This is a genomic window from Kitasatospora sp. NPDC001095 (genome assembly GCF_053598615.1).
Window position 1 is genome coordinate 13,510 of the sequence record NZ_JBSFKQ010000012.1, and the last position, 19,187, is coordinate 32,696.

A 19,187-nucleotide genomic window follows, 5' to 3' on the forward strand; every position below is an offset into this window, starting at 1 on the left:
CGGACGAACGTCGGCGGAACGGAACCAGTCATGATCCCCTTCGACGAGGGCCGCGCCCGGCTGCTGCTCGCCCAGGCCTGCGAGTCGGCCGGCCTGGCCGCCCCCGACGGGGCCACGCTGCTCGCGCTCGGCGAGAACGCCGTCTTCGACCTCGGCGTCCCGGCCGTGGTCGCCAAGGTCGGCCGCGGCCCCGAGCTGTACGACCGGGCACACCGCGAGCTGGCCCTCGCCCACTGGCTGGCCGGGCAGGACGTGCCGGTGGTCCGCCCGTACGACGCGGTGGCGCCCGAGCCGCAGCTCGCCGACGGCCACCCGGTCACCTTCTGGCACCGGCTCGCGCCCGCCGTCCGGCCCGCCCGCCCGGTCGACCTCGCCCCGCTGCTGCGCGCCCTGCACCGGCTGCCGCTGCCGCCCTTCACGCTCGGCCGGCGCGACCTGCTGGCCCCGGTCGAACGCTGGCTGGCCTCCGCCGAGGGCCACGTCGACCCGGCGGACGTCGCCTTCCTGCGCCACCGCCGGGAGGCCTTCGAGGCCGCCCTGCCGGACCTCGTCCCGCAGCTGCACCCCGGGGTGATCCACGGCGACGCGCTGCCGCGCAACGTCCACATCGGCCCCGAAGGCCCGGTGCTGCTCGACCTGGAGTTCATGGCGAACGACCTGCGCGAGCACGACCTGGTGGTCCTCGCGCTCAGCCAGGACCGGTACGGCGTACCCGCCGAGGAGTACCGGGCGTTCACCGAGGCGTACGGGTGGGACGTGCGCGAGTGGCCCGGCTTCTCGGTGCTGCGCGGCGCCCGGGAGACCGCCAGCGCCTCCTGGGTGGCGCAGCAGGCGGCCAGCAACCCGGCCGCGCTGAAGGAGTTCCGGCGCCGGGTGGACTCGCTGCGGGACGGGGCCGCGGAGGTGCGCTGGTACCCGTTCTGACGGCCCTCCCGTTACCCGTGGCGGGGCGGCTCTGCCACCGGGGCGGGTGTGAGAAGACTCTTACGGCGGTCCGGTCCGGTCCGCAACCGAGGAACGTACGATCGGCGTCCTGTCGGACAGTCGTCCTGACCCGAGAGATCGGCACCGTACTCGCACCTCAGGAGCCGCCGCCATGCACCGGACCGCCCGCCGCCGCCCCTTCGCCCCGACCCGACCGTCCCGCTCCCGGCGCCGGCTGCTGGCGGGCTGTGTGGCGGTGGCCGCCGCCCTGGGGCTGGCCGCGTGCGGGACGGCCGGCAGGGCGCCCCAGGCGGCGCCGAGCGCGACCGCGGCCGGGACGCCGTCCCCGGACGCCGCCCGGCCGAGCGGGACGGCGGCGACCACCATCGCGCCGGCACCCGGCTCGGACGCCGCGCCGCCGGTCTCCCCCGCGGCCCCCTCCGCGCCCGCCTCCGCGCCCGCCTCCGCCCCGTCGGCGCCGGCGAAGCCGAACCCGCCCGCGGCCACGGGCTCCCCGGTGTCCACCGCGCCCGCCACGCCGGCCGCCACCCCGACCGCACCGGCCGCCGACCCGTCCTCGCCCGCCGCGCCGCCCCCGCACACCGGGGCGGGCACCGTGATCGGCTCCACCGCCTCCGGCGGCCGCACCGTGGCACTCACCTTCGACGACGGCCCCGGCCCGGCCACCGGTCAGATCCTCGACCTGCTGGCCCAGTACCACGTCAAGGCCACCTTCTGCGAGATCGGCCAGAACGCCGCCGCCAACCCGGCCATGGTCAAGCGCGTCCTGGCCGCCGGGCACCGGCTCTGCGACCACAGCGTCCACCACCCGCAGCCGTTCGCGAAGCTCCCGCACGACCAGGCCGTGCACGAGGTCACCGCCGCCCGGGACATGATCGTCCAGGCGGGCGGCCCCGGCACCGAGGTCGGCTGGTTCCGCGCCCCGGGCGGCGGCTTCAACGCCGACAACGAGCAGATCACCGCGAGCCTGGGGATGTCCTCGCTCGGCTGGTCCGTCGACCCGCGCGACTGGGCGCGGCCGGGGACGCCGGCGATCGTCTCGGCCGTGCAGAAGCAGCTCAAGCCCGGCGGCGTCATCCTGATGCACGACGGGGGCGGCGACCGCAGCCAGACCGTGGCCGCGCTCAAGCAGCTGCTGCCCTGGCTGGTCGCCCAGGGCTACACCTTCGACTTCCCGGCCGCGTAAGGCCGTCGGGGCCCGGCGCTGCGCAAGCCCGGCTCGGCGGCCGTCGGGCCGAACGAGTGCTCGACCTCGGCGGCGGGCGCGAGGAAGCCGGGCGGGTCCGCGGGGCGGGCGCGGCGTACCGGGCGGACCTCCGTCACCGGGCGGGCCAGCGCGGGTCGACCACCGCCTGCGGGTCCTTGCCGCGGCGCAGCCAGGCCTGGAGGCTCTCGGCCCACTGCCGGTACCAGTCGATCTGCCGCCGGTGCAGCTCGGCCGGGTCCAGCGCGCCGACCTCGTTCGGGTAGCGGCCGGCCAGCGCGACGGCGACCCGGACGGCGGCCAGCGCGTCGCTGCCCGCCTCGTGGGCGTCCGTCAGCTCCACCCCGTACAGCTCGCAGACCCGCTGCAGGGTGCGCGAGCCCTTGCGGTACTTGTCCACGGCGCGGTCGATCACCAGCGCGTCCAGCACCGGCCCGACGGGGCGGCCCAGGCGCTCGGCGAGCGTCGCCAGCCCGTGCCGGCGCAGCTCGGCGTCGAGCAGCGACAGGTCGAACGGCGCGTTGAACGCCACCACCGGCCGCCCGTCGGCGATCCGCTCGCACAGCGCGGCGGCTATCTCCTCCACCGCTTCCTTCGCCGGTCTGCCCTTGCTCCGCGCCACCTCGTCCCCGATCCCGTGGATCGCCTCCGCCTCGGCGGGTATCGGCACCCCGGGGTCGAGCAGCCAGTGCGCGGTGCCCACCAGGGCGGCCCCGACGGTGTCCACGAGCGCGGCCGTGACGATGCGGTCCACGGCCGGGTCGGTGCCCGTGGTCTCCAGGTCGAAGCCGACCAGTGGCTGCTGCCACCAGCTCATCAGGTGTGTCCTTCCGTCCTGCCTCTCGAAACAGCCCCTATCATCACCCGCCCCACCGACAGTCCGACCCACCGGGAGCCCGATCACGGGCCCGCCCGCCCTGCGCTGTTCCTCGGACCCGGGCGATGGAGCCGACCATGAGCGCCGTCTCGGCGTCGTCACCGTCGCGAGGTCCGGGCGGGTGTCGATGCCACGTCCGATCCACTGCGCCGGGCCGTACTCGAGCGGGTCCTCGACGGTGTGCGGGCCGAATACCGGGGCCGGATCGCCGACATCGGCGAACGGGAGGCCGCGGCGTACCTCGCCGTCCACCGCCGGCTCAAGAGCGCAGGGACCTCGGGTGTGGCGGGGCGCAGGTTCCAGTCGGGTGCGCTGTTCACGGCCGCGGTCCGGCAGCGGCGCGACCGCCCCGACCAGCGCCTCATTCGAGGGTGCGCGGCTCAGGAGACGGGCCGGGAGTCGGCCCAGACGCCCTCGAACTCCTCGCGGTAGACCTCCAGCAGTCCGGGTTCGGTGCCGCCGGGCTGCTGGCCGGCGCCGCCGCGCAGCACCAGGGCCGGGGACTCCATGCCGCGGGCGCGGCGCAGGTAGGGCTGGACGACGCCGAGGTCGCGGCCCTGCCGTCGGCCGCCGGCCTGGCCGGCGGTGCGGGGGCCCTCGACGAGGTAGGCGGTGAAGCGCGGGGTCTCGTCGAAGACCCGGATCTCGAAGCCGCCCTGGTCCCGCAGCCGGGCCCGCACCCGTCGCACGTGCATGATGTTCATCTCGATGGAGCGGGACAACTCGCTGCGTCCGAGGCCGAGTTCGCGTTCGCGGCGGCGCACCGCGCTGCTCGCCGGGTTGAGGAAGAGCAGCCGTACCCGGCAGCCCTCGCCGGCCAGGCGCACCAGGCGCTTGCCGGTGTAGTTCTGGCAGAGCATGCCGAGGCCGATGCCGAGCGCGTCCAGGCGCCGGGCGCCGTCCAGCAGGTCCTCGACGGGCAGGTCGCGCTGGAGCCGGACCCGGTCGGCGTGCACGGCGACGACGTCGGCGTACCGGCCGGCCACCAGGGACTCGACCACGTCGGCGGGCACCCCGCCTGCGCCGCCGTCCAGCACGGCCAGCAGCCGGGCGGCGGCCCGTTCGGTCTGGGCGAGCACGGTCTGGGTGAGCGCCCGGTTGCGGGAGACCACGTGCCGGGCCACTTCCAGTTCGTCCAGCGCCAGTTCGATCTCGCGCCGGTCGGCCAGGTACGGCTCGAAGCAGGGCCAGTGCTGCACCATCAGTTCGCGCAGCTGGGGCAGGGTGAGGAAGACCAGCGGGTCGTCGTCGGCCGGGTCGAGGAGGTAGCCCTTGCGGCGGCTGACCTCGCGGACGGCTCCGGCCCGGTGCGCCCATTCCTCGCCGGCCGGCCCGGCGGCGGCGGTGACCCAGTCCTCGCCGTGGGCGGGGGCGTAGATCGGGTGCAGCACCTCGTCGACCAGGGCGCGCAGCCGCTGTTCGACGAGGTTGAGCCAGACGTAGGCGCGGCCGGACAGCCGGACCCGCTGGTAGGCGTCCTCCCATTCGCCGGCCGACCAGGCCAGGGCGGGCACCTCGACCGGGCCGCCCTGGGCGGGCACCAGGGCCCGGCCGGTCAGGGTGGGGCGCATGACGACCGTGGGTGCCTCGCTGCGGGCCGCGCCCCGGCCGGGGCCGTCGGCGGGGTACACCATGCGCCACCTCGTCTGGTCTGCTGCGGCCGACCCCCGCGGGCGCGGGGGCCGCTGACTCCCTGTGACTTCCTGGAGGCCCGCCCACGCGGCCGGACGATCAAGGGTACTGCCCGGCGCGAGCCGCTCGCAGCCGGATGCCCGGGGGCTCCCCCGCACCACCGGGCGCATTCTTCACACGAATGCCCGGTGGGAGCTCGTTCGGCCCAACCCGGGCCGGATGTCCCGGCCGCCGGGGACGGGCTCGGGGAGTATGCGCTGTGCCGCCCGTCGCGGCCGCTGTGCCGTACGTCACGGCGCCCGGTCGCGCACATGCCCGGCCGCCCGGCCGGGAAGAGAGCGTCCGGTCCGGGCAGGCGATCCGGATCGCCCTCGGATCACGTGCCAGTTTCCGTCGACAGGAAGGAAGTTGAGGAGTCATGCAGGTCTGGCCCGGTACGCCCTACCCGCTCGGCGCCACCTACGACGGGGCCGGCACCAACTTCGCGGTGTTCTCCGAGAGCGCCGACCGGATCGAGCTGTGCCTGATCGCCGAGGACGGCTCCGAGACGGCCGTCGAACTGCGCGAGACGGACGCCTTCGTGCGGCACGCCTACCTTCCGGGCGTCCAGCCCGGCCAGCGCTACGGCTTCCGCGTGCACGGTCCGTACAACCCGGGCCTGGGGCAGCGGCACAACAGCGCCAAGCTGCTCCTGGACCCGTACGCCAAGGCGATGAGCGGGCACATCGACTGGGACGAGTCGGTCTACGGTTACCACTTCGGCGCCCCCGAGCGCCGCAACGACCTGGACTCCGCCCCGCACACGATGCACTCGGTGGTCATCAACCCGTACTTCGACTGGGGCACCGACCGCCCGCCGCGCACCGACTACCACCGCACCGTCATCTACGAGGCCCACGTCAAGGGCCTCACCCGGCTGCACCCGGGCATCCCCGAGGAGATCCGCGGGACGTACGCGGGCCTGGCCCACCCGGCGGTGATCGAGCACCTGGCCAAGCTCGGCATCACCGCGATCGAGCTGATGCCGGTGCACCAGTTCGTCCGTGACCACCGGCTGCGGGACCTCGGCCTGGCCAACTACTGGGGCTACAACACCGTCGGCTTCTTCGCCCCGCACTCCTCCTACTCCTCCACCGGCGACCGCGGCCAGCAGGTGCAGGAGTTCAAGTCCATGGTCAAGGCGCTGCACGCGGCCGGGATCGAGGTGATCCTGGACGTCGTCTACAACCACACCGCCGAGGGCAACCACCTGGGGCCGACGCTGTCGCTGCGCGGCCTGGACAACGTCTCCTACTACCGCCTCGCCCGGGACCAGCGCTTCTACGAGGACACCACCGGCACCGGCAACAGCCTGCTGATGCGCAGCCCGCACGTGCTCCAGCTGATCATGGACTCGCTGCGCTACTGGGTGACCGAGATGCACGTGGACGGCTTCCGCTTCGACCTCGCCGCCACCCTCGCCCGGCAGTTCCACGAGGTGGACCGGCTGTCCTCCTTCTTCGACCTGGTCCAGCAGGACCCGGTGGTCTCCCAGGCCAAGCTGATCGCCGAGCCCTGGGACCTCGGCGAGGGCGGCTACCAGGTGGGCAACTTCCCGCCGCTGTGGACGGAGTGGAACGGCATGTACCGGGACACCGTGCGGGACCTGTGGCGCGGCGAGAACGCCACCCTCGCCGAGTTCGGCTCCCGGCTCACCGGCTCCTCCGACCTGTACCAGGACGACGGCCGCCGCCCGATCGCCTCGATCAACTTCGTGACCTGCCACGACGGTTTCACCCTGCGCGACCTGGTCTCGTACAACGAGAAGCACAACCAGGCCAACGGCGAGGACAACCGGGACGGCGAGTCCTTCAACCGCTCCTGGAACTGCGGTGTCGAGGGCCCCAGCGCCGACCCGGCCGTCGAGGAGCTGCGGGAGCGCCAGCAGCGGAACTTCATCGCCACCCTGATGCTCTCCCAGGGCGTGCCGATGCTCTCGCACGGCGACGAGCTCGGCCGCACCCAGCTGGGCAACAACAACGCCTACTGCCAGGACAACGAGCTCACCTGGGTGCACTGGCCCGAGGGCGACGGGCCGCAGGCGCGGCTGCTGGAGTTCACCCAGGGGATGATCTGGCTGCGCCGCGACCACCCGGTGTTCCGGCGGCGGCGGTTCTTCCACGGCCGGCCGGTGTCCGCCTCCGGCGGCTTCGACGACCTCACCGACATCGCCTGGTTCACCCCGACGGGGGAGGAGATGACCAAGCGCAACTGGGGCGCCAGCCACGCCAAGTCGCTGACCGTCTTCCTCAACGGCTACGCGATCTCCGAGCCGGACCGGCGCGGCGGGCGGATCGTCGACGACTCCTTCCTGCTGATGTTCAACGCCCACTTCGAGCCGCTGGAGTTCACCGTGCCCGCCGACCACGGGCAGGAGTGGCAGGTCGTGGTCGACACCGCCCGGCCCCGGCTGCCCGCCCCCGGCACCGGCGCGCGGGTCAAGGCCGGGGACCGCCTGTGGCTGACCGACCGCTCGCTGATGGTGCTGCAGCGGCCCGCGTAGCCGGCGCGCGCAGGCGGTGCCCGAAGGCGGTCCTCGAAGCGGGTCCTCGCAGGCGGTGCCCGGCCGCTCCCCGGGAGCGGCGCGGCCGTTCGGACGGCCGGATAGGTCACCTGTTCGGGTCAGCAGCGGGTCTTGGCGGCGCCCTCCCCCGGGTACCTATGGAGCTATGACCCCCGCCGCCGAGCCCGCGCAGCCCCGCCCGGCCGCCGCCGTCCCCTCGTCGTCGTACCGCCTCCAGCTCCAGCCCGGCTTCACCCTCCGCGACGCCACCGCCGCCGTCCCCTACCTGGCCGCCCTCGGCGTCTCCCACCTGCACCTCTCCCCGCTGCTGGAGGCCGTCCCCGGCTCCACCCACGGGTACGACACCGTCGACCACACCCGGATCAGCGAGCAGCTCGGCGGGGAGCCGGCGCTGCGCGAGCTGGCCGCCGCCGCGCACCGCCACGGCCTGCGGCTGATCGCCGACGTGGTACCCAACCACATGGCCGTGCCCGCCCCCGAGCGGCTCAACCGGCCGCTGTGGCAGGTGCTGCGCGACGGGCCCGACTCGCCGTACGCGCGCTGGTTCGACATCGACTGGACGGCCCAGGCGGGCCCCGTCGACGCCCCCGGGCGCGGGCGGGTGCTGCTGCCGCTGCTCGGCGACCGGCTCGGCGCGGTGCTGGACCAGCTCACCGTGGACGCCGGGGTGCTGCGCTACCACCGGCACGAGCTGCCGCTGCGCTCCGGCACCGAGGAGCTGCCGCTGCCGGAGCTGCTCGCCCGCCAGTGGTACCGGCTGGCCTGGTGGCGGCTGGCCCGCACCGAGCTCAACTACCGGCGCTTCTTCACCGTCAACGAGCTGATCGCACTGCGCGCCGAGGACCCGGAGGTGTTCGCCGCCACCCACGCCGTCCTCCTCGGGCTGCACGCCGACGGCGTCCTGGACGGCTTCCGGATCGACCACCCGGACGGGCTCGCCGACCCGCGCGGCTACCTGGAGCGCCTGGCGGCGGCCACCGGCGGGGCGTACGTCGTGGTCGAGAAGATCCTCACCGGCGAGGAGCGGCTCCCCGCGGACTGGCCGGTGGCCGGCACCACCGGCTACGACGCGCTGCGCCGGATCGACGGCGTGCTCGTCGACCACGCGGGTGCCTGCCGCCTCGCCGGGGCGTACGAGTCCTTCCTGCACGGCGGGCCGGTCCGGGACCTCTGTGCCGACCCGCACCCCGCGATCGCCGAGGCCCGGCGCGGGCGCGCCGACATGGCCGGGCCGGACGGCGAGCTCGCCGCCGAGGTCGAGCGGCTGGTGCGGATCGCGCTGCGGATCGGCGCGGCCGAGCCCGCGCACGCCGACCACGCGCCCGGGCAGCTGCGCGCGGCGCTCGGCCGGCTGCTCACCGGCTACCCGGCGTACCGGCCGTACGCCCGGCCCGGCGAGGCGCCGCCGACGGCGTCGGTGGAGCAGCTGCGGGCGGCCCTGGACGGCTCCGCCGACCCGACCGACCGGCTGGTGGCCGCGCTCGCGCTCGGCGAGCTGGGCCGCGGCGCCGACAAGGACGAATTCTGCGCGCGCTTCGCCCAGACCGCCGCCGCGGTGGCCGCCAAGGGCGTCGAGGACACCGCCTTCTACCGCTGGAACGCCCTGCCGGGCCTCAACGAGGTCGGCGGCGAGCCCGCCCGGCCGGGGCTGCACCCGGCGGAGTTCCACGACTGGTGCCGCTACCTGGAGGGCACCTGGCCGCACAGCATGACGGTGCTCTCCACCCACGACACCAAGCGCAGCGCCGACGCCCGGGCCCGCCTCGCCGTGCTCGCCGAGCGGCCGGACGCCTGGGCCGCCGAGGCCGCCGCGTGGTCCACCGCCGCGGGCCCCGGCTTCGACCGGGACGCCGACTGGCTGCTCTGGCACAGCCTGGTCGCCGCCTGGCCGATCGACCCGGACCGGCTGGTCGCCGCTCTGCTCAAGGCCGCCCGGGAGGCCAAGCTGCACACCTCCTGGACCAGCCCCGACCCCGGCTACGAGCGGGCCCTGGAGCAGCGCGCCCGCTCCGTCCACGGCAACCCCGGGCTGCTGCCCAGGATCGAGGGCGCCGTGCACGCCCTCGCCCCGTACGCCCGCGCCAACACCCTCGCCGCCGCGCTGCTGCACCTCACCGTGCCGGGCGTGCCGGACCTCTACCAGGGCAGCGAGGAGCCGCTGTACACCCTGGTGGACCCGGACAACCGGGGCGTGGTGGACTTCGGGGCGCTCGCCGTGCGGCTGACCGACGCGGCCGCGCCGCGCCCCGGCGACCTCGCCCGGGAGAAGCTGCACCTCACCGCCACCGCGCTGCACCTGCGCCGCTCCCACCCGCTCGGCCCGTACCGGCCGCTGCACGCCGTGGGCCTCGCCGGTGACCACCTGCTGGCCTTCGCCCGGGGCGAGGACGTGGTCACCGCCGTCACCCGGCTGCCGTACGGGCTGGAGCGGGCGGGCGGCTGGCGCGACACCGTGCTGGAGCTGCCGGCGGGCTGGCCGTGGACGGACGAGCTGACCGGGCGGAGCTTCCCGGCGGGCGCGGTGCCGGTGGCCGAGCTGCTGGCGGCCCTGCCGGTGGCGCTGCTGACGAGGAGGGGATGATGCCGGCCTACGAGGTGTGGGCGCCCCACGCGGCCGACCGCGTGCGGGTCGAAGTCAACGGCTTCGCCTACGAGTTGTCCCGCTGCCCGGACCGGGACGGCTGGTGGTCCGGCGAGGCTCCGGCGGGTGACTACGCCTTCCGGCTCGACGACGGCCCGCCGCTGCCCGACCCGCGCTCGGCCCGGCAGCCGCACGGGCCGGACGGGCCGAGCCGCGCGGTGGACCACGCCGCGTTCCGCTGGTCGCAGGAGGGCCGGCGCGGCCGGCCGCTGCCCGGCGCGGTGCTGTACGAACTGCACGTGGGCACCTTCACCGCCCGCGGCACCTTCGACGCCGCCGCCGAACGGCTGGACCACCTGGTCGAGTTGGGCGTGGACTTCGTCGAGCTGATGCCGGTCTGCCCGTTCCCCGGCAAGCACGGCTGGGGCTACGACGGGGTCTCGCCCTGGGCCGTCCACGAGCCCTACGGCGGCCCCGACGGGCTCAAGCGCTTCGTGGACGCCGCCCACCGCAGGGGCCTCGGGGTGGTGCTGGACGTCGTCCACAACCACCTCGGCCCCTCCGGCAACCACCTGCCCGCGTACGGCCCGTACTTCACCGACCGGCACCACACCCCGTGGGGCTCGGCGGTCAACCTGGACGCGCCCGGCTCGGACGAGGTGCGCGCCTACCTGATCGGCAGCGCGCTGGCCTGGCTGCGCGACTACCGGATCGACGGGCTGCGGCTGGACGCCGTGCACGCCCTCGTGGACCACCGGGCGGTCCACTTTCTGGAGGAACTCTCCAGCGAGGTACGAAAGTTGGCTGTCACGACCAACCGGCCACTGTTCCTGATCGCCGAGTCCGACCGCAACTCTCCGGCCACCACCGCCCCGCCCGAGGCCGGCGGGCAGGGGCTCACCGCCCAGTGGAGCGACGACTTCCACCACGCCCTTCACTGCGCGCTCACCGGCGAATCCCAGGGCTACTACCGGGACTTCGCGCGCGCGCCGCTCGCCGCCCTCGCCAAGACGCTCACCCGGGGGTTCTTCCACGACGGCACCCGGTCCTCCTTCCGCGGCCGCACCCACGGGCGCCCGTTCGCCCCGCTCGGCGACGGACACCGACTGCTCGGCTACCTCCAGACCCACGACCAGGTCGGCAACCGGGCGCTCGGGGACCGCGTCTCCACCAGCCTCTCCCCCGGCCGGCTCGCCTGCGGCGCGGCACTGGTGCTCACCTCGCCGTTCACCCCGATGCTCTTCATGGGCGAGGAGTGGGGAGCCGCCACCCCCTGGCAGTACTTCACCGACCACACCGACCCGGACCTCGCCGAGGCCGTCCGGCAGGGCCGGCGGCGGGAGTTCGCCGAGCACGGCTGGGCCGCCGAGGCCGTCCCCGACCCGCAGGAACCCGCCACCGTACTGCGCTCGGTCCTCGACTGGACCGAGCCCCGGCGCGCCCCGCACACCGAACTGCTCTCCTGGTACCGGCAGTTGATCCGGCTGCGGCGCGAGCGCCCGGAACTGTCCGACCCGGACCTCGGCGCGGTGCGGGTGACGCACGACGAGGCGGCGGGCCTGCTGGTGGTGCACCGGGGGCCGTACCGGATCGCCGTCAACCTCGGGCCGGGCGAGGCCGCGCCGGCGCTGGGGGCCACCGGGCGCGAGGTGGTGGCGGCCTTCGGGGCGGCGGCGCTGGAGGGGCCGGCGGTGCGGCTGGCGGCGGACGCGGTGGCGATCGTCGCCGTCTGAGCGTCCCCCCCTCCGGCAGGAACCCGCCGTGGGAGTCGCCTACCAGAGGAAGGTGCCGATCCGCTCCCGCAGCGACGGGGCGTCCAGGCCGTAGGCGGCCAGGTGCTCCTCGATCGAGCCGTAGTGCCGGTGCTCCTCGCGCGGCACGCCCAGGCCCAGCACCCGGTGCGGGCGGTCGGCGAGCGCCGCGTGCGCCTCGCCGGCGGAGGTGCCCGCCAGGTACGGCTCGACCAGCACCACATCGGCCCGCTCGCCGAGCGCCGCCCGCAGTCCGGCGGCGTCGAAGGGGCGCACCGTCGCCGCGTACAGCACGGAGACGTCCAGGCCCTCGGTGGCCGCGAGCACCGCGTCCAGCATCGGCCCGACGGCGAGCACCGCGCCGCGCGAGCCCGTCCGGACCGTGGTGAAGCGGCCCGGTTCGACCGGCAGCGGGGTCGCGTTCTGCTGCACCGACAGCCGGACGTACACGTTGCGGTCGCCGTCCGCGTAGGCGTGGCGCAGCAGTTGCTCGGCCTCGTCCGGGTGGCCGGGAACGTGGACCGTCCAGCCCGGCAGGGTGTCCAGCAGGGCGACGTCCCCCGGGGACATGTGGGTGCGGCCGCCGGCCGGCCAGTCGTACGAGCCCGCCGCGCTCACCAGCACGGCGCCGACGCCCTGGTGGACGAGGTCCAGCTTGACCTGTTCGAAGGGCCGCTCGATCAGGAAGCTGGCGAAGGTGTGGGCGATCGGGCGCATCCCGGTGAGCGCCAGGCCGCCCGCCGCGCCGATCAGGAGCTGCTCGCGGATGCCCACGTTGACCACCCGGTCGGGGTGGAGCTCCTGGGCCGGGCCGAAGGCGGCCGCGGTGATGTCGGCGAGCACCAGGGCCAGCCGGGGGTCCTCGTCCAGCAGGCGGGTGGTCACGGCCACGAAGCGGTCGCGCATGGTGTCCATCGGTGAAGGTCCTTTCGTCGCCGGGAGGTCGGCGGTGCTCGGCGTGCTCAGGAGTACGTGGGCGCCCAGGCGTACGTGGGTGCTCAGGAGTACGTGGGTGCTCAGGAGTACTTGGGTGCTCAGGAGTACTTGGGCTCGACCCGGGCGACCACCACGTGCGGGCGGCCCGGGTGCTCGGCGGTGTAGGCGCGGTACAGCGCCTCGTGGTCGCGGCCGTCCACCGTCGCGGTCGACCAGCCCTCGGCCGCGAACCGCTGGGCGATGCCGCCCTGCCAGCCGTGGGTGGCGGAGGAGTTGTCGATCACCACCACGTGCAGCCGCTCCAGCCCGTAGGCCCCGGCGAAGGCCACCGCCTCGGCGTTGGAGCCCTCGTCGAACTCCGCATCGCCGACCAGCACCCAGACCGCCGGGTCGGTCAGGCCCTGGGCCCGCAGCCCGAGCGCGGTGCCGACGGCCAGCGGCAGGCCGTGGCCGAGCGACCCGGAGGCGATCTCCACGCCGGGGACCAGCGTGCGGTCCGGGTGGTGGCCGAGCGGCGAGTCGTAGCCGCCGAAGCTCGGCAGCACCTGCGGGTCGAGGAAGCCCTTGGCCGCCAGCACGGCGTAGTACGCCATCGGGCCGTGGCCCTTGGAGAGCAGGAAGCGGTCGCGGTCCTGCGCGTCGGCGGTCTCCGGGGCCACCCGCAGCACCCGGTCGTAGAGCACCCAGAGCGCGTCCAGGGTGGAGGTGGCGGCGGGGCCGTGCTTCTCGTCGCCGGTCATCAGGCTCATCAGGGCGGGCAGGTCCTCGAAACGGGTGCCGGTCCCGGCCTCGGCCGTCGGGTTCGTCGTCATGCCCCCGATCGTGCAACTTAAAGCCGACTTGAGGTCAAACGGCTAGAGTGGGTCCCCGTGACCGCCCGCCACGAAGACCGCCACGAAGCCCGCCATGCCCCCGGCCCGCACCACAGCGACCTGCTCACCATCGGCCAACTCGCCCGGCGCAGTGGCCTCGCCCCCTCCGCGCTGCGCTACTACGAGAGCCTCGGCCTGATCCACGCCACCCGCACCACCGGCGGCCAGCGCCGCTACACCCGCGGCACACTGCGCCGGATCGCCTTCGTCCGCGCCGCCCAGCGGGTCGGCCTCTCGCTGGACGAGGCGAAGGTCGCCCTCGACCGTCTCCCCGACCGCCCGGCCCCCAGCCGCACCGAGTGGGACCGGGTGGCCGAGTCCTGGCAGAGCCGGATCGACGAGCAGATCGCCGAACTGCGGCGGCTCAAGGAGAAGCTCTCCGGCTGCATCGGCTGCGGGTGCCTCTCGCTGTCGCGCTGCGCCCTCTACAACGCCGCCGACCGCGCGGGCGAGGCCGGGCCCGGCGCCCGCTACCTGCTCACCCGCGACCCATCCACCCCGGAGCCGGTCGCCACGGACGCCGACGCCTGCGGCAGCCGCCGGGACGGGGACTGAGAACCGACGCCGCGGAACGGCGCCGAGTTCACCGCCCGGGCCGGCCCGCACCTGCTCGGCCACCTGCCGGACGCCTACGGGCGCCGCGTCGAGCCCCGCCCGCCGAGGGCGTACACCCTGCTCCACGTGCACGGCAACCTGCCGTGGCACCTGCGGGAGTCGAAGCCCTCGGCGCGGACGCCGGACGCCCTCGCCGAGGAGTGGTTCGGCGTCCAGGTCCGCCAGAGCCTGTCGGGGCCGGTCAGGGCCGCGGGTCGGTGCGCAGCAGGCTGTACCGCACGACGTCGCGCCACTCGCCGCCGCGGAAGGTCACCGCGCGCTGCACGCCCTCGCGGGTGAAGCCGAGCTTCTCCAGGACGCGCTGCTCGGCCAGGTTGCCGGCCTCCGTGTCCGCCTCCAGCCGCATCACCGGCGAGTGCGCGAACAGGTAGTCCACCAGCAGCCGTTGGGCCCGGGTGCCGATCCCGCGCCCGCGCACCTGGGGCCGCAGCTGCACGCCGATGCTCCAGTACGGGGCGGACGGCCGCACCCCGCTGCGGTTGGCGGCGACGAAGCCGCCGAACCCGCCCCCGACGACGACCGCCAGCATCCACTGCCGGTCGTCCAGCAGCCCGCCCTCCACCCACTGGCGGCGGAACCGCTGCGGGTCCCGCCAGCCGTACCACTGGAACTCACCCAGGGCTTCCGGGTCGTTCACCATCTCCTCGATCACGGCCAGATCGGCCTCGGCGATCGGGCGCAGGGACACCGGCTCATCGGATCTCTCGTCACTCATGCAGGCGCCAACGCGGGTCCGTTCACGACGGTTCCTCGATTCCGCGAGAAATTCCGGACGGATGTCCGAGGGCCCGCGACTCACCGTGCCGGAGGGACGTCCACCGCGCCCGACCCGTCCTTCACCGGCCCGCCTTCACCCGGCGATCGAGCGCGCGAGCCGGAATCCCACGTCGTCGATCCGCAGGGTCGGGTGGCTGCGGCGGCGGACGGAGGCGCGGCAGCTCCAGTGCTCGTCGAACCAGCCGCCGCCGCGCAGCACGCGGTAACTGCCGTACACCTCGGGGTCGTAGTGGTCCCAGCACCACTCCCAGACGTTGCCGAGCAGGTCGTACAGCCCGTAGGCGTTCGGGCGCAGCCCGCCCACCTCGTGCGGCCGCTCACCCGAGTTGCCGCGGTGCCAGGCGATCTCGTCCAGCGGGCCGTAGCGCGGGCCGTCCGTGCCGGCGCGGCAGGCGTGCTCCCACTCGGCCTCGGTGGGCAGCCGGTAGCCGTCGGCGGCGCGGTCCCAGGAGACCTCCTCGCCGTCCACCGCGTAGGCGGGTACGAGGCCTTCACGGCGGGAGAGTTCGTTGCAGTGGCGGACGGCGTCGAGCCAGGAGACGCTGTGCGCGGGGCGGTGGTCGCCGGTCGCGCCCTCGTACTGCTCGCGGGTCACCGGGCAGGCCGCCAGTCGGTACGAGGCCACCTCGACGGCCCAACTGCGTTGGGTGCGGCGGTCGGAGAGGGTGACCCGGCCGGCCGGGACGGTGATCATCCGCCGGTTCCGGGCCGTTCCGGCCGGGGGTGGTTCCCGCCCGGCTTCCAGTCCCGGTCCAGCAGCCCGAGCACCACCTGGTCCACGAACTCGCCCATCACCCAGACCGCGGAGCGCAGCACGCCCTCGCGGACGAAGCCGTTGCGCTCGGCGGAGCGCAGCATCCCGGCGTTGTCCGCCAGCGTCTCGATCTGCAGCCGGTGCAGGCCGCGCACGACGAAGCCGTAGTGGCAGAGCACCGCGACCACGTCGGTGCCGTAGCCCTTGCCGCGGCGGGAGGGCAGCATGCCGAGGCCGATGTGCGCGGACCGGTGGTGGGTGTCGATGCCCCACAGCGTCGCGGTGCCGACCAGCGCGCCGCCGTCCAACTCCACGACGGAGAAGGGCACGTGGGTCGGTACGGTGTCGTCCACCACGAGCCGGCGGTCCTTCGAGCCGGGCGAGACCGGCCGCCACGGGGCGCCCTCGGACCGCGCGGAGGTGACCACGTCGTCGAAGAGTTCGGTCCGCAGGACCGGGATGTCTTCCTCGTGCCGGGCCCTGAGCCCGACCTTGCTTCCCCTGAGCATGCGAGTTTCCTATCCGACCGGGCCGTGGGGCGGCAATCCGATGATCCTCTCGGGGGTCCGTCGCTCAGGCCATCGCGCGGCCGCCGATGTACCCCCAGCCGGCCACCGTGATCGCCGTGGCCGCCCAGGCGACCGCGACCGCCCGCCGGCCGCTCCCGCGGCCCTTGGCCCGCTGGAAGCCGGCGATCAGTGCGGCGATCGCGGTGACCGGCAGGGCGAGGAAGGCGAGGTAGAGCAGGCGGGCCCAGCCCGGCGCGAACACCGCGAACCAGAGGCCGAGGACCCCCGGCGGAGCCGACACCGCCGCGACCGTCATCCCGGCGGCCGCGCAGGCGATCCGGAAACGGTCCCGGCGGCGGAAGAACGACGGCACGGCACAGACCGCGACGCACAACAGCGCGGGCAGGTAGAACACCAGCGCCGACGTCCCGCGGCCCGCCGTCATGGCGATCACCGGCAGCAGGAACGCCACGATCCCCAGCGCGGTCAGCCACCGGGCACTCATCGGCACCGCCACCATGCTTCCCCCCGTGCGCACCGGACCGTTCGAATGCGCGCGAACCTAGCACACGGACGGCGCGGGCCGTCACGGTCCCACCAGGTTCACATCGCCGTCATGTCCGGCCCCCGGCGTGCCGGTTTGACCGGTTCGCGCACCCTTCGGCCCTTCACCCGGAAGTTCCCGGAGGAATTTCCGGAACGCTCCCTCCGGCGCCTCTCCCCGCCCCGCGGAAACGGCCTTTCCCGGCTCCTGACGGGGGCGCCGCCGCGCGCCGGCCCCGGGCCTGGAGCCTCGTCCCGACCTGGCCGTCGACAGACCCAACAGGCCTCCGTACAGCGGTCATCGCGCTCCGCGCACCCGTCCGGCGAGCCGCCTAGGCTCGGCCGCATGAACCGTACGATCCGCACCACCGAAGACGTCCTCACCCTCCTCGACGGCCTCTTCCCGCCGGCCGAACCGTTCTGGGACCGGTTCTACGCGGACCGGTCCGCCGGGCGCCCGTTCTTCGCTCCCAAGCCGGACGAGAACCTGGCCCACTACCTCGACCGCGGCCTGCTCGCCCCCGGCCGGGCGCTCGACCTCGGCTGCGGCAACGGCCGCAACGCGATCCACCTGGCCACCGTCGGCTTCGAGGTGGACGCCGTCGACCTCTCCGCCACCGCCATCGCCTGGGCCGAGGAGCGCGCCCGCGAGGCGGGCCTCGGCCTCGACACGGGCACCGGCACCGGCACCGGCACCGGCACCGGCCTGAGGTTCCACCGGGCGAGCATCTTCGAGGCCGAACTCCCGCACGCCCGCTACGACCTGGTCTACGACTCCGGCTGCCTGCACCACCTCCCGCCGCACCGCCGGGTCAGCTACCTGGCCCTGCTGGACCGGGTCCTGGCGCCGGGCGGGCACTTCGCCGTCACCGCCTTCGCGGCCGGCGCGATGGGGTCCGAGCGGCCCGACGAGGAGCTCTACCGGCTCGGCGCGCTGGAGGGCGGCCTGGCCTACTCGCCGGACGAACTCCGCTCGCTGTTCCGCGGGTTCACCCCGCTGGAGATCCGCCCGATGGCCGCCCAGGGCCCCGACTCGGCGCTGTTCGGCGTCCCCTTCCTCCTCACGGCGCTCTTCCAGCGAACCGCCGGCCTCCAAACGGCCGCTCATCCGTAGACCGCGCTCGCCCACCACCCCCGGCTCCAGGGCGTGTCCGGCTGCTTCCCCCGGGCCCTTCCCCGGCTCGCCCAGCAGCTCGGCGCCCCCGGCGCCCGCGGACGGCTTCCCTGCGTACCACCTGCCGCAGTTCCCGGACGCGCCCGCCCGGTCGGTCGCGGCGGCGGCCGGGGCGATCGCCGCCGTGTTCGGCGAGGCCGTCGGCCGACAGACCGTGGTCACCCTCGACGGCGTTCCGGCATCGGCGGCCTGGTCGCCCGACCAGGCCGGACGCGTCCCCGGCCGCCGGTCCCGCGCGGGGGCGATCCCGCGCCCCGAGGACCACCCCGCGCCCCGTCCCCGGCCCCCACCGCATCCGATCACATCGAACACACAGGCCCAATCAGCACCATCGACCACAAAAGGGAATCCGGGCGTCCGGCCCGGAACCCGGCTTTGCGGCCGACGGTCCGTTGGCATAGGTTTTCGATCACCGTCGATGCGCATCGGCCCTGACCACTCCTCAATCCCGGGGCGGCGGGCAGGGCGAGGAGCCAGGCGGCCCCAAGCACAGGGGGAGGAGCCGCCATGCCGCACGCCCGTGACCACGGGTCGACCGGGCGGCGAGGACGGACGGACGGCGCCGCGCACCAGCGGCCCACGGCCGGCGAGCACCCGACCCCGACCAATGCCACCGGACATCCGAGGAACCGTCAGTTGCGCACCACCAGAGTCGTCACCGCCACCGCCGCAGCCCTCGTCTGCCTGGGCGCGCTCAGCGCCTGCGGGCCGGACAACGGCCAGGACGGCGGCACGATCGCCGCCCCGGCCGGGGCCACCACCCCCGCCACCAACCCCACCAAGCCCACCGGAAGCGACAAGGGCATCCCGGACAAGGCCTGGATGGACACCAAGAGCATCCCGATGGACGAGAGTTACCACTACACGCCGCTGGCGGCCAACGCCAAGCAGGTCTCCGGCGTCACCCAGTTCAAGGGCATGGAGCTGTGCCACGCCGCGGTCGCCAAGGACGACGAGGCGCTGTTCACCGGCGCCGCCGCCGCGAAGTCCGAGGTCGGCTTCGGCGGGGACCGCTGGGCGGCCCAGCAGACCCTGCTGTTCCACGGTGACCCGACCCACAGCAGCGGCGCCAAGCAGTCCACCAACCTGGCCCAGGCCCGCCTGACGGAGGCCGTCAAGTCCTGCGCCAAGACCGTGCCCGGCGCCACCGTGAAGGTCGACAGCGCCCCGGAGGCGCCCTACTTCGCGGCCGTCCTGACCGTCCCGCAGGCCGACGGCGGCACCGTCACCCTGCACGAGTACGTGGTCAGCGACGGCGGCGTGGTCAGCGAGCTGACCGTCTGGGCCACCACCAAGGCCGGCGCCCAGCCGAAGGACGCCTGGAAGGCGCCCGAGGACAAGTACGTCGGCACCGGCATGGCCGCGCCGATGTGCGAGGCCCTCCCGGGCTGCGACGGGCACTGACCCCCGGCGGGCACCCGCCCGCAACACGGCACGGAGGAACCGCACGGCAC

16 protein-coding genes are annotated in these 19,187 nt (G+C 74.8%); 8 read left to right on the forward strand and 8 right to left on the reverse strand.

Features of this window, described 5'->3' with window-relative positions; all coding sequences use genetic code 11:
* The first annotated feature begins 30 nt into the window (after positions 1–30).
* On the forward strand, positions 31–924 hold the full coding sequence (locus tag ACWDBB_RS13730) for a phosphotransferase enzyme family protein (protein WP_449789753.1): 894 nt from the start codon (positions 31–33) through the stop codon (positions 922–924).
* 172 nt (positions 925–1,096) lie between these two features.
* Positions 1,097–2,131, forward strand: coding sequence for a polysaccharide deacetylase family protein (locus ACWDBB_RS13735; protein WP_449789754.1), 1,035 nt, complete (start codon positions 1,097–1,099; stop codon positions 2,129–2,131).
* A 133-nt stretch (positions 2,132–2,264) separates the two neighbouring features.
* Here ACWDBB_RS13735 and ACWDBB_RS13740 read toward each other — a convergent pair whose 3' ends face one another.
* On the reverse strand, positions 2,265–2,966 hold the full coding sequence (locus tag ACWDBB_RS13740; RefSeq protein ID WP_449789755.1) for an exonuclease domain-containing protein: 702 nt from the start codon (positions 2,964–2,966) through the stop codon (positions 2,265–2,267).
* Positions 2,967–3,406: 440 nt separating this feature from the next.
* Positions 3,407–4,597 carry an SAV2148 family HEPN domain-containing protein gene (locus ACWDBB_RS13745; protein ID WP_449789850.1) on the reverse strand — a complete coding sequence of 397 codons (1,191 nt, stop codon included), beginning with the start codon at positions 4,595–4,597 and terminating at the stop codon, positions 3,407–3,409.
* A 479-nt stretch (positions 4,598–5,076) separates the two neighbouring features.
* Here ACWDBB_RS13745 and glgX point away from each other — a divergent pair, with 479 nt between their 5' ends.
* The 3 genes from glgX (at position 5,077) to treZ (ending at position 11,535) form a co-directional block, all read left to right on the forward strand.
* Positions 5,077–7,200, forward strand: coding sequence for a glycogen debranching protein GlgX (gene glgX, locus ACWDBB_RS13750; RefSeq protein ID WP_449789756.1), 2,124 nt, complete (start codon positions 5,077–5,079; stop codon positions 7,198–7,200).
* 166 nt (positions 7,201–7,366) lie between these two features.
* Positions 7,367–9,802, forward strand: a complete 2,436-nt coding sequence (gene treY / locus ACWDBB_RS13755) for a malto-oligosyltrehalose synthase (RefSeq protein ID WP_449789757.1) — start codon at positions 7,367–7,369, stop codon at positions 9,800–9,802.
* Positions 9,802–11,535 carry a malto-oligosyltrehalose trehalohydrolase gene (treZ, locus tag ACWDBB_RS13760; protein ID WP_449789758.1) on the forward strand — a complete coding sequence of 578 codons (1,734 nt, stop codon included), beginning with the start codon at positions 9,802–9,804 and terminating at the stop codon, positions 11,533–11,535. Before treY ends, treZ begins: the two co-directional genes overlap by 1 nt.
* 39 nt (positions 11,536–11,574) lie before the next feature.
* Here treZ and ACWDBB_RS13765 read toward each other — a convergent pair whose 3' ends face one another.
* Positions 11,575–12,468, reverse strand: a complete 894-nt coding sequence (locus tag ACWDBB_RS13765; RefSeq protein ID WP_449789759.1) for a transketolase family protein — start codon at positions 12,466–12,468, stop codon at positions 11,575–11,577.
* A gap of 119 nt (positions 12,469–12,587) precedes the next feature.
* On the reverse strand, positions 12,588–13,301 hold the full coding sequence (locus ACWDBB_RS13770) for a thiamine pyrophosphate-dependent enzyme (RefSeq protein WP_449789760.1): 714 nt from the start codon (positions 13,299–13,301) through the stop codon (positions 12,588–12,590).
* A 57-nt stretch (positions 13,302–13,358) separates the two neighbouring features.
* On the opposite strand from ACWDBB_RS13770, the gene soxR reads away from it, so the two are divergent.
* Complete coding sequence (gene soxR, locus ACWDBB_RS13775) at positions 13,359–13,916, forward strand: redox-sensitive transcriptional activator SoxR (RefSeq protein WP_449789761.1); 558 nt, start codon at positions 13,359–13,361, stop codon at positions 13,914–13,916.
* Positions 13,917–14,157: 241 nt separating this feature from the next.
* Here soxR and ACWDBB_RS13780 read toward each other — a convergent pair whose 3' ends face one another.
* The 4 genes from ACWDBB_RS13780 to ACWDBB_RS13795 form a co-directional block, all read right to left on the reverse strand.
* On the reverse strand, positions 14,158–14,664 hold the full coding sequence (locus tag ACWDBB_RS13780; RefSeq protein ID WP_449789762.1) for a GNAT family N-acetyltransferase: 507 nt from the start codon (positions 14,662–14,664) through the stop codon (positions 14,158–14,160).
* Positions 14,665–14,826: 162 nt separating this feature from the next.
* Positions 14,827–15,447, reverse strand: coding sequence for a formylglycine-generating enzyme family protein (locus ACWDBB_RS13785; RefSeq protein ID WP_449789763.1), 621 nt, complete (start codon positions 15,445–15,447; stop codon positions 14,827–14,829).
* On the reverse strand, positions 15,444–16,016 hold the full coding sequence (locus ACWDBB_RS13790) for a GNAT family N-acetyltransferase (RefSeq protein ID WP_449789764.1): 573 nt from the start codon (positions 16,014–16,016) through the stop codon (positions 15,444–15,446). Before ACWDBB_RS13790 ends, ACWDBB_RS13785 begins: the two co-directional genes overlap by 4 nt.
* A gap of 64 nt (positions 16,017–16,080) precedes the next feature.
* Positions 16,081–16,521, reverse strand: coding sequence for a hypothetical protein (locus tag ACWDBB_RS13795; protein WP_449789765.1), 441 nt, complete (start codon positions 16,519–16,521; stop codon positions 16,081–16,083).
* Positions 16,522–16,905: 384 nt separating this feature from the next.
* On the opposite strand from ACWDBB_RS13795, the gene ACWDBB_RS13800 reads away from it, so the two are divergent.
* Positions 16,906–17,673 (forward strand): class I SAM-dependent methyltransferase, encoded by a 768-nt coding sequence (locus tag ACWDBB_RS13800; protein WP_449789766.1) that lies wholly within the window; start codon positions 16,906–16,908, stop codon positions 17,671–17,673.
* Positions 17,674–18,369: 696 nt separating this feature from the next.
* A complete protein-coding gene (locus ACWDBB_RS13805) occupies positions 18,370–19,137 on the forward strand; it encodes a hypothetical protein (RefSeq protein WP_449789767.1) in 768 nt (255 codons plus the stop codon).
* Positions 19,138–19,187: the final 50 nt, after the last annotated feature.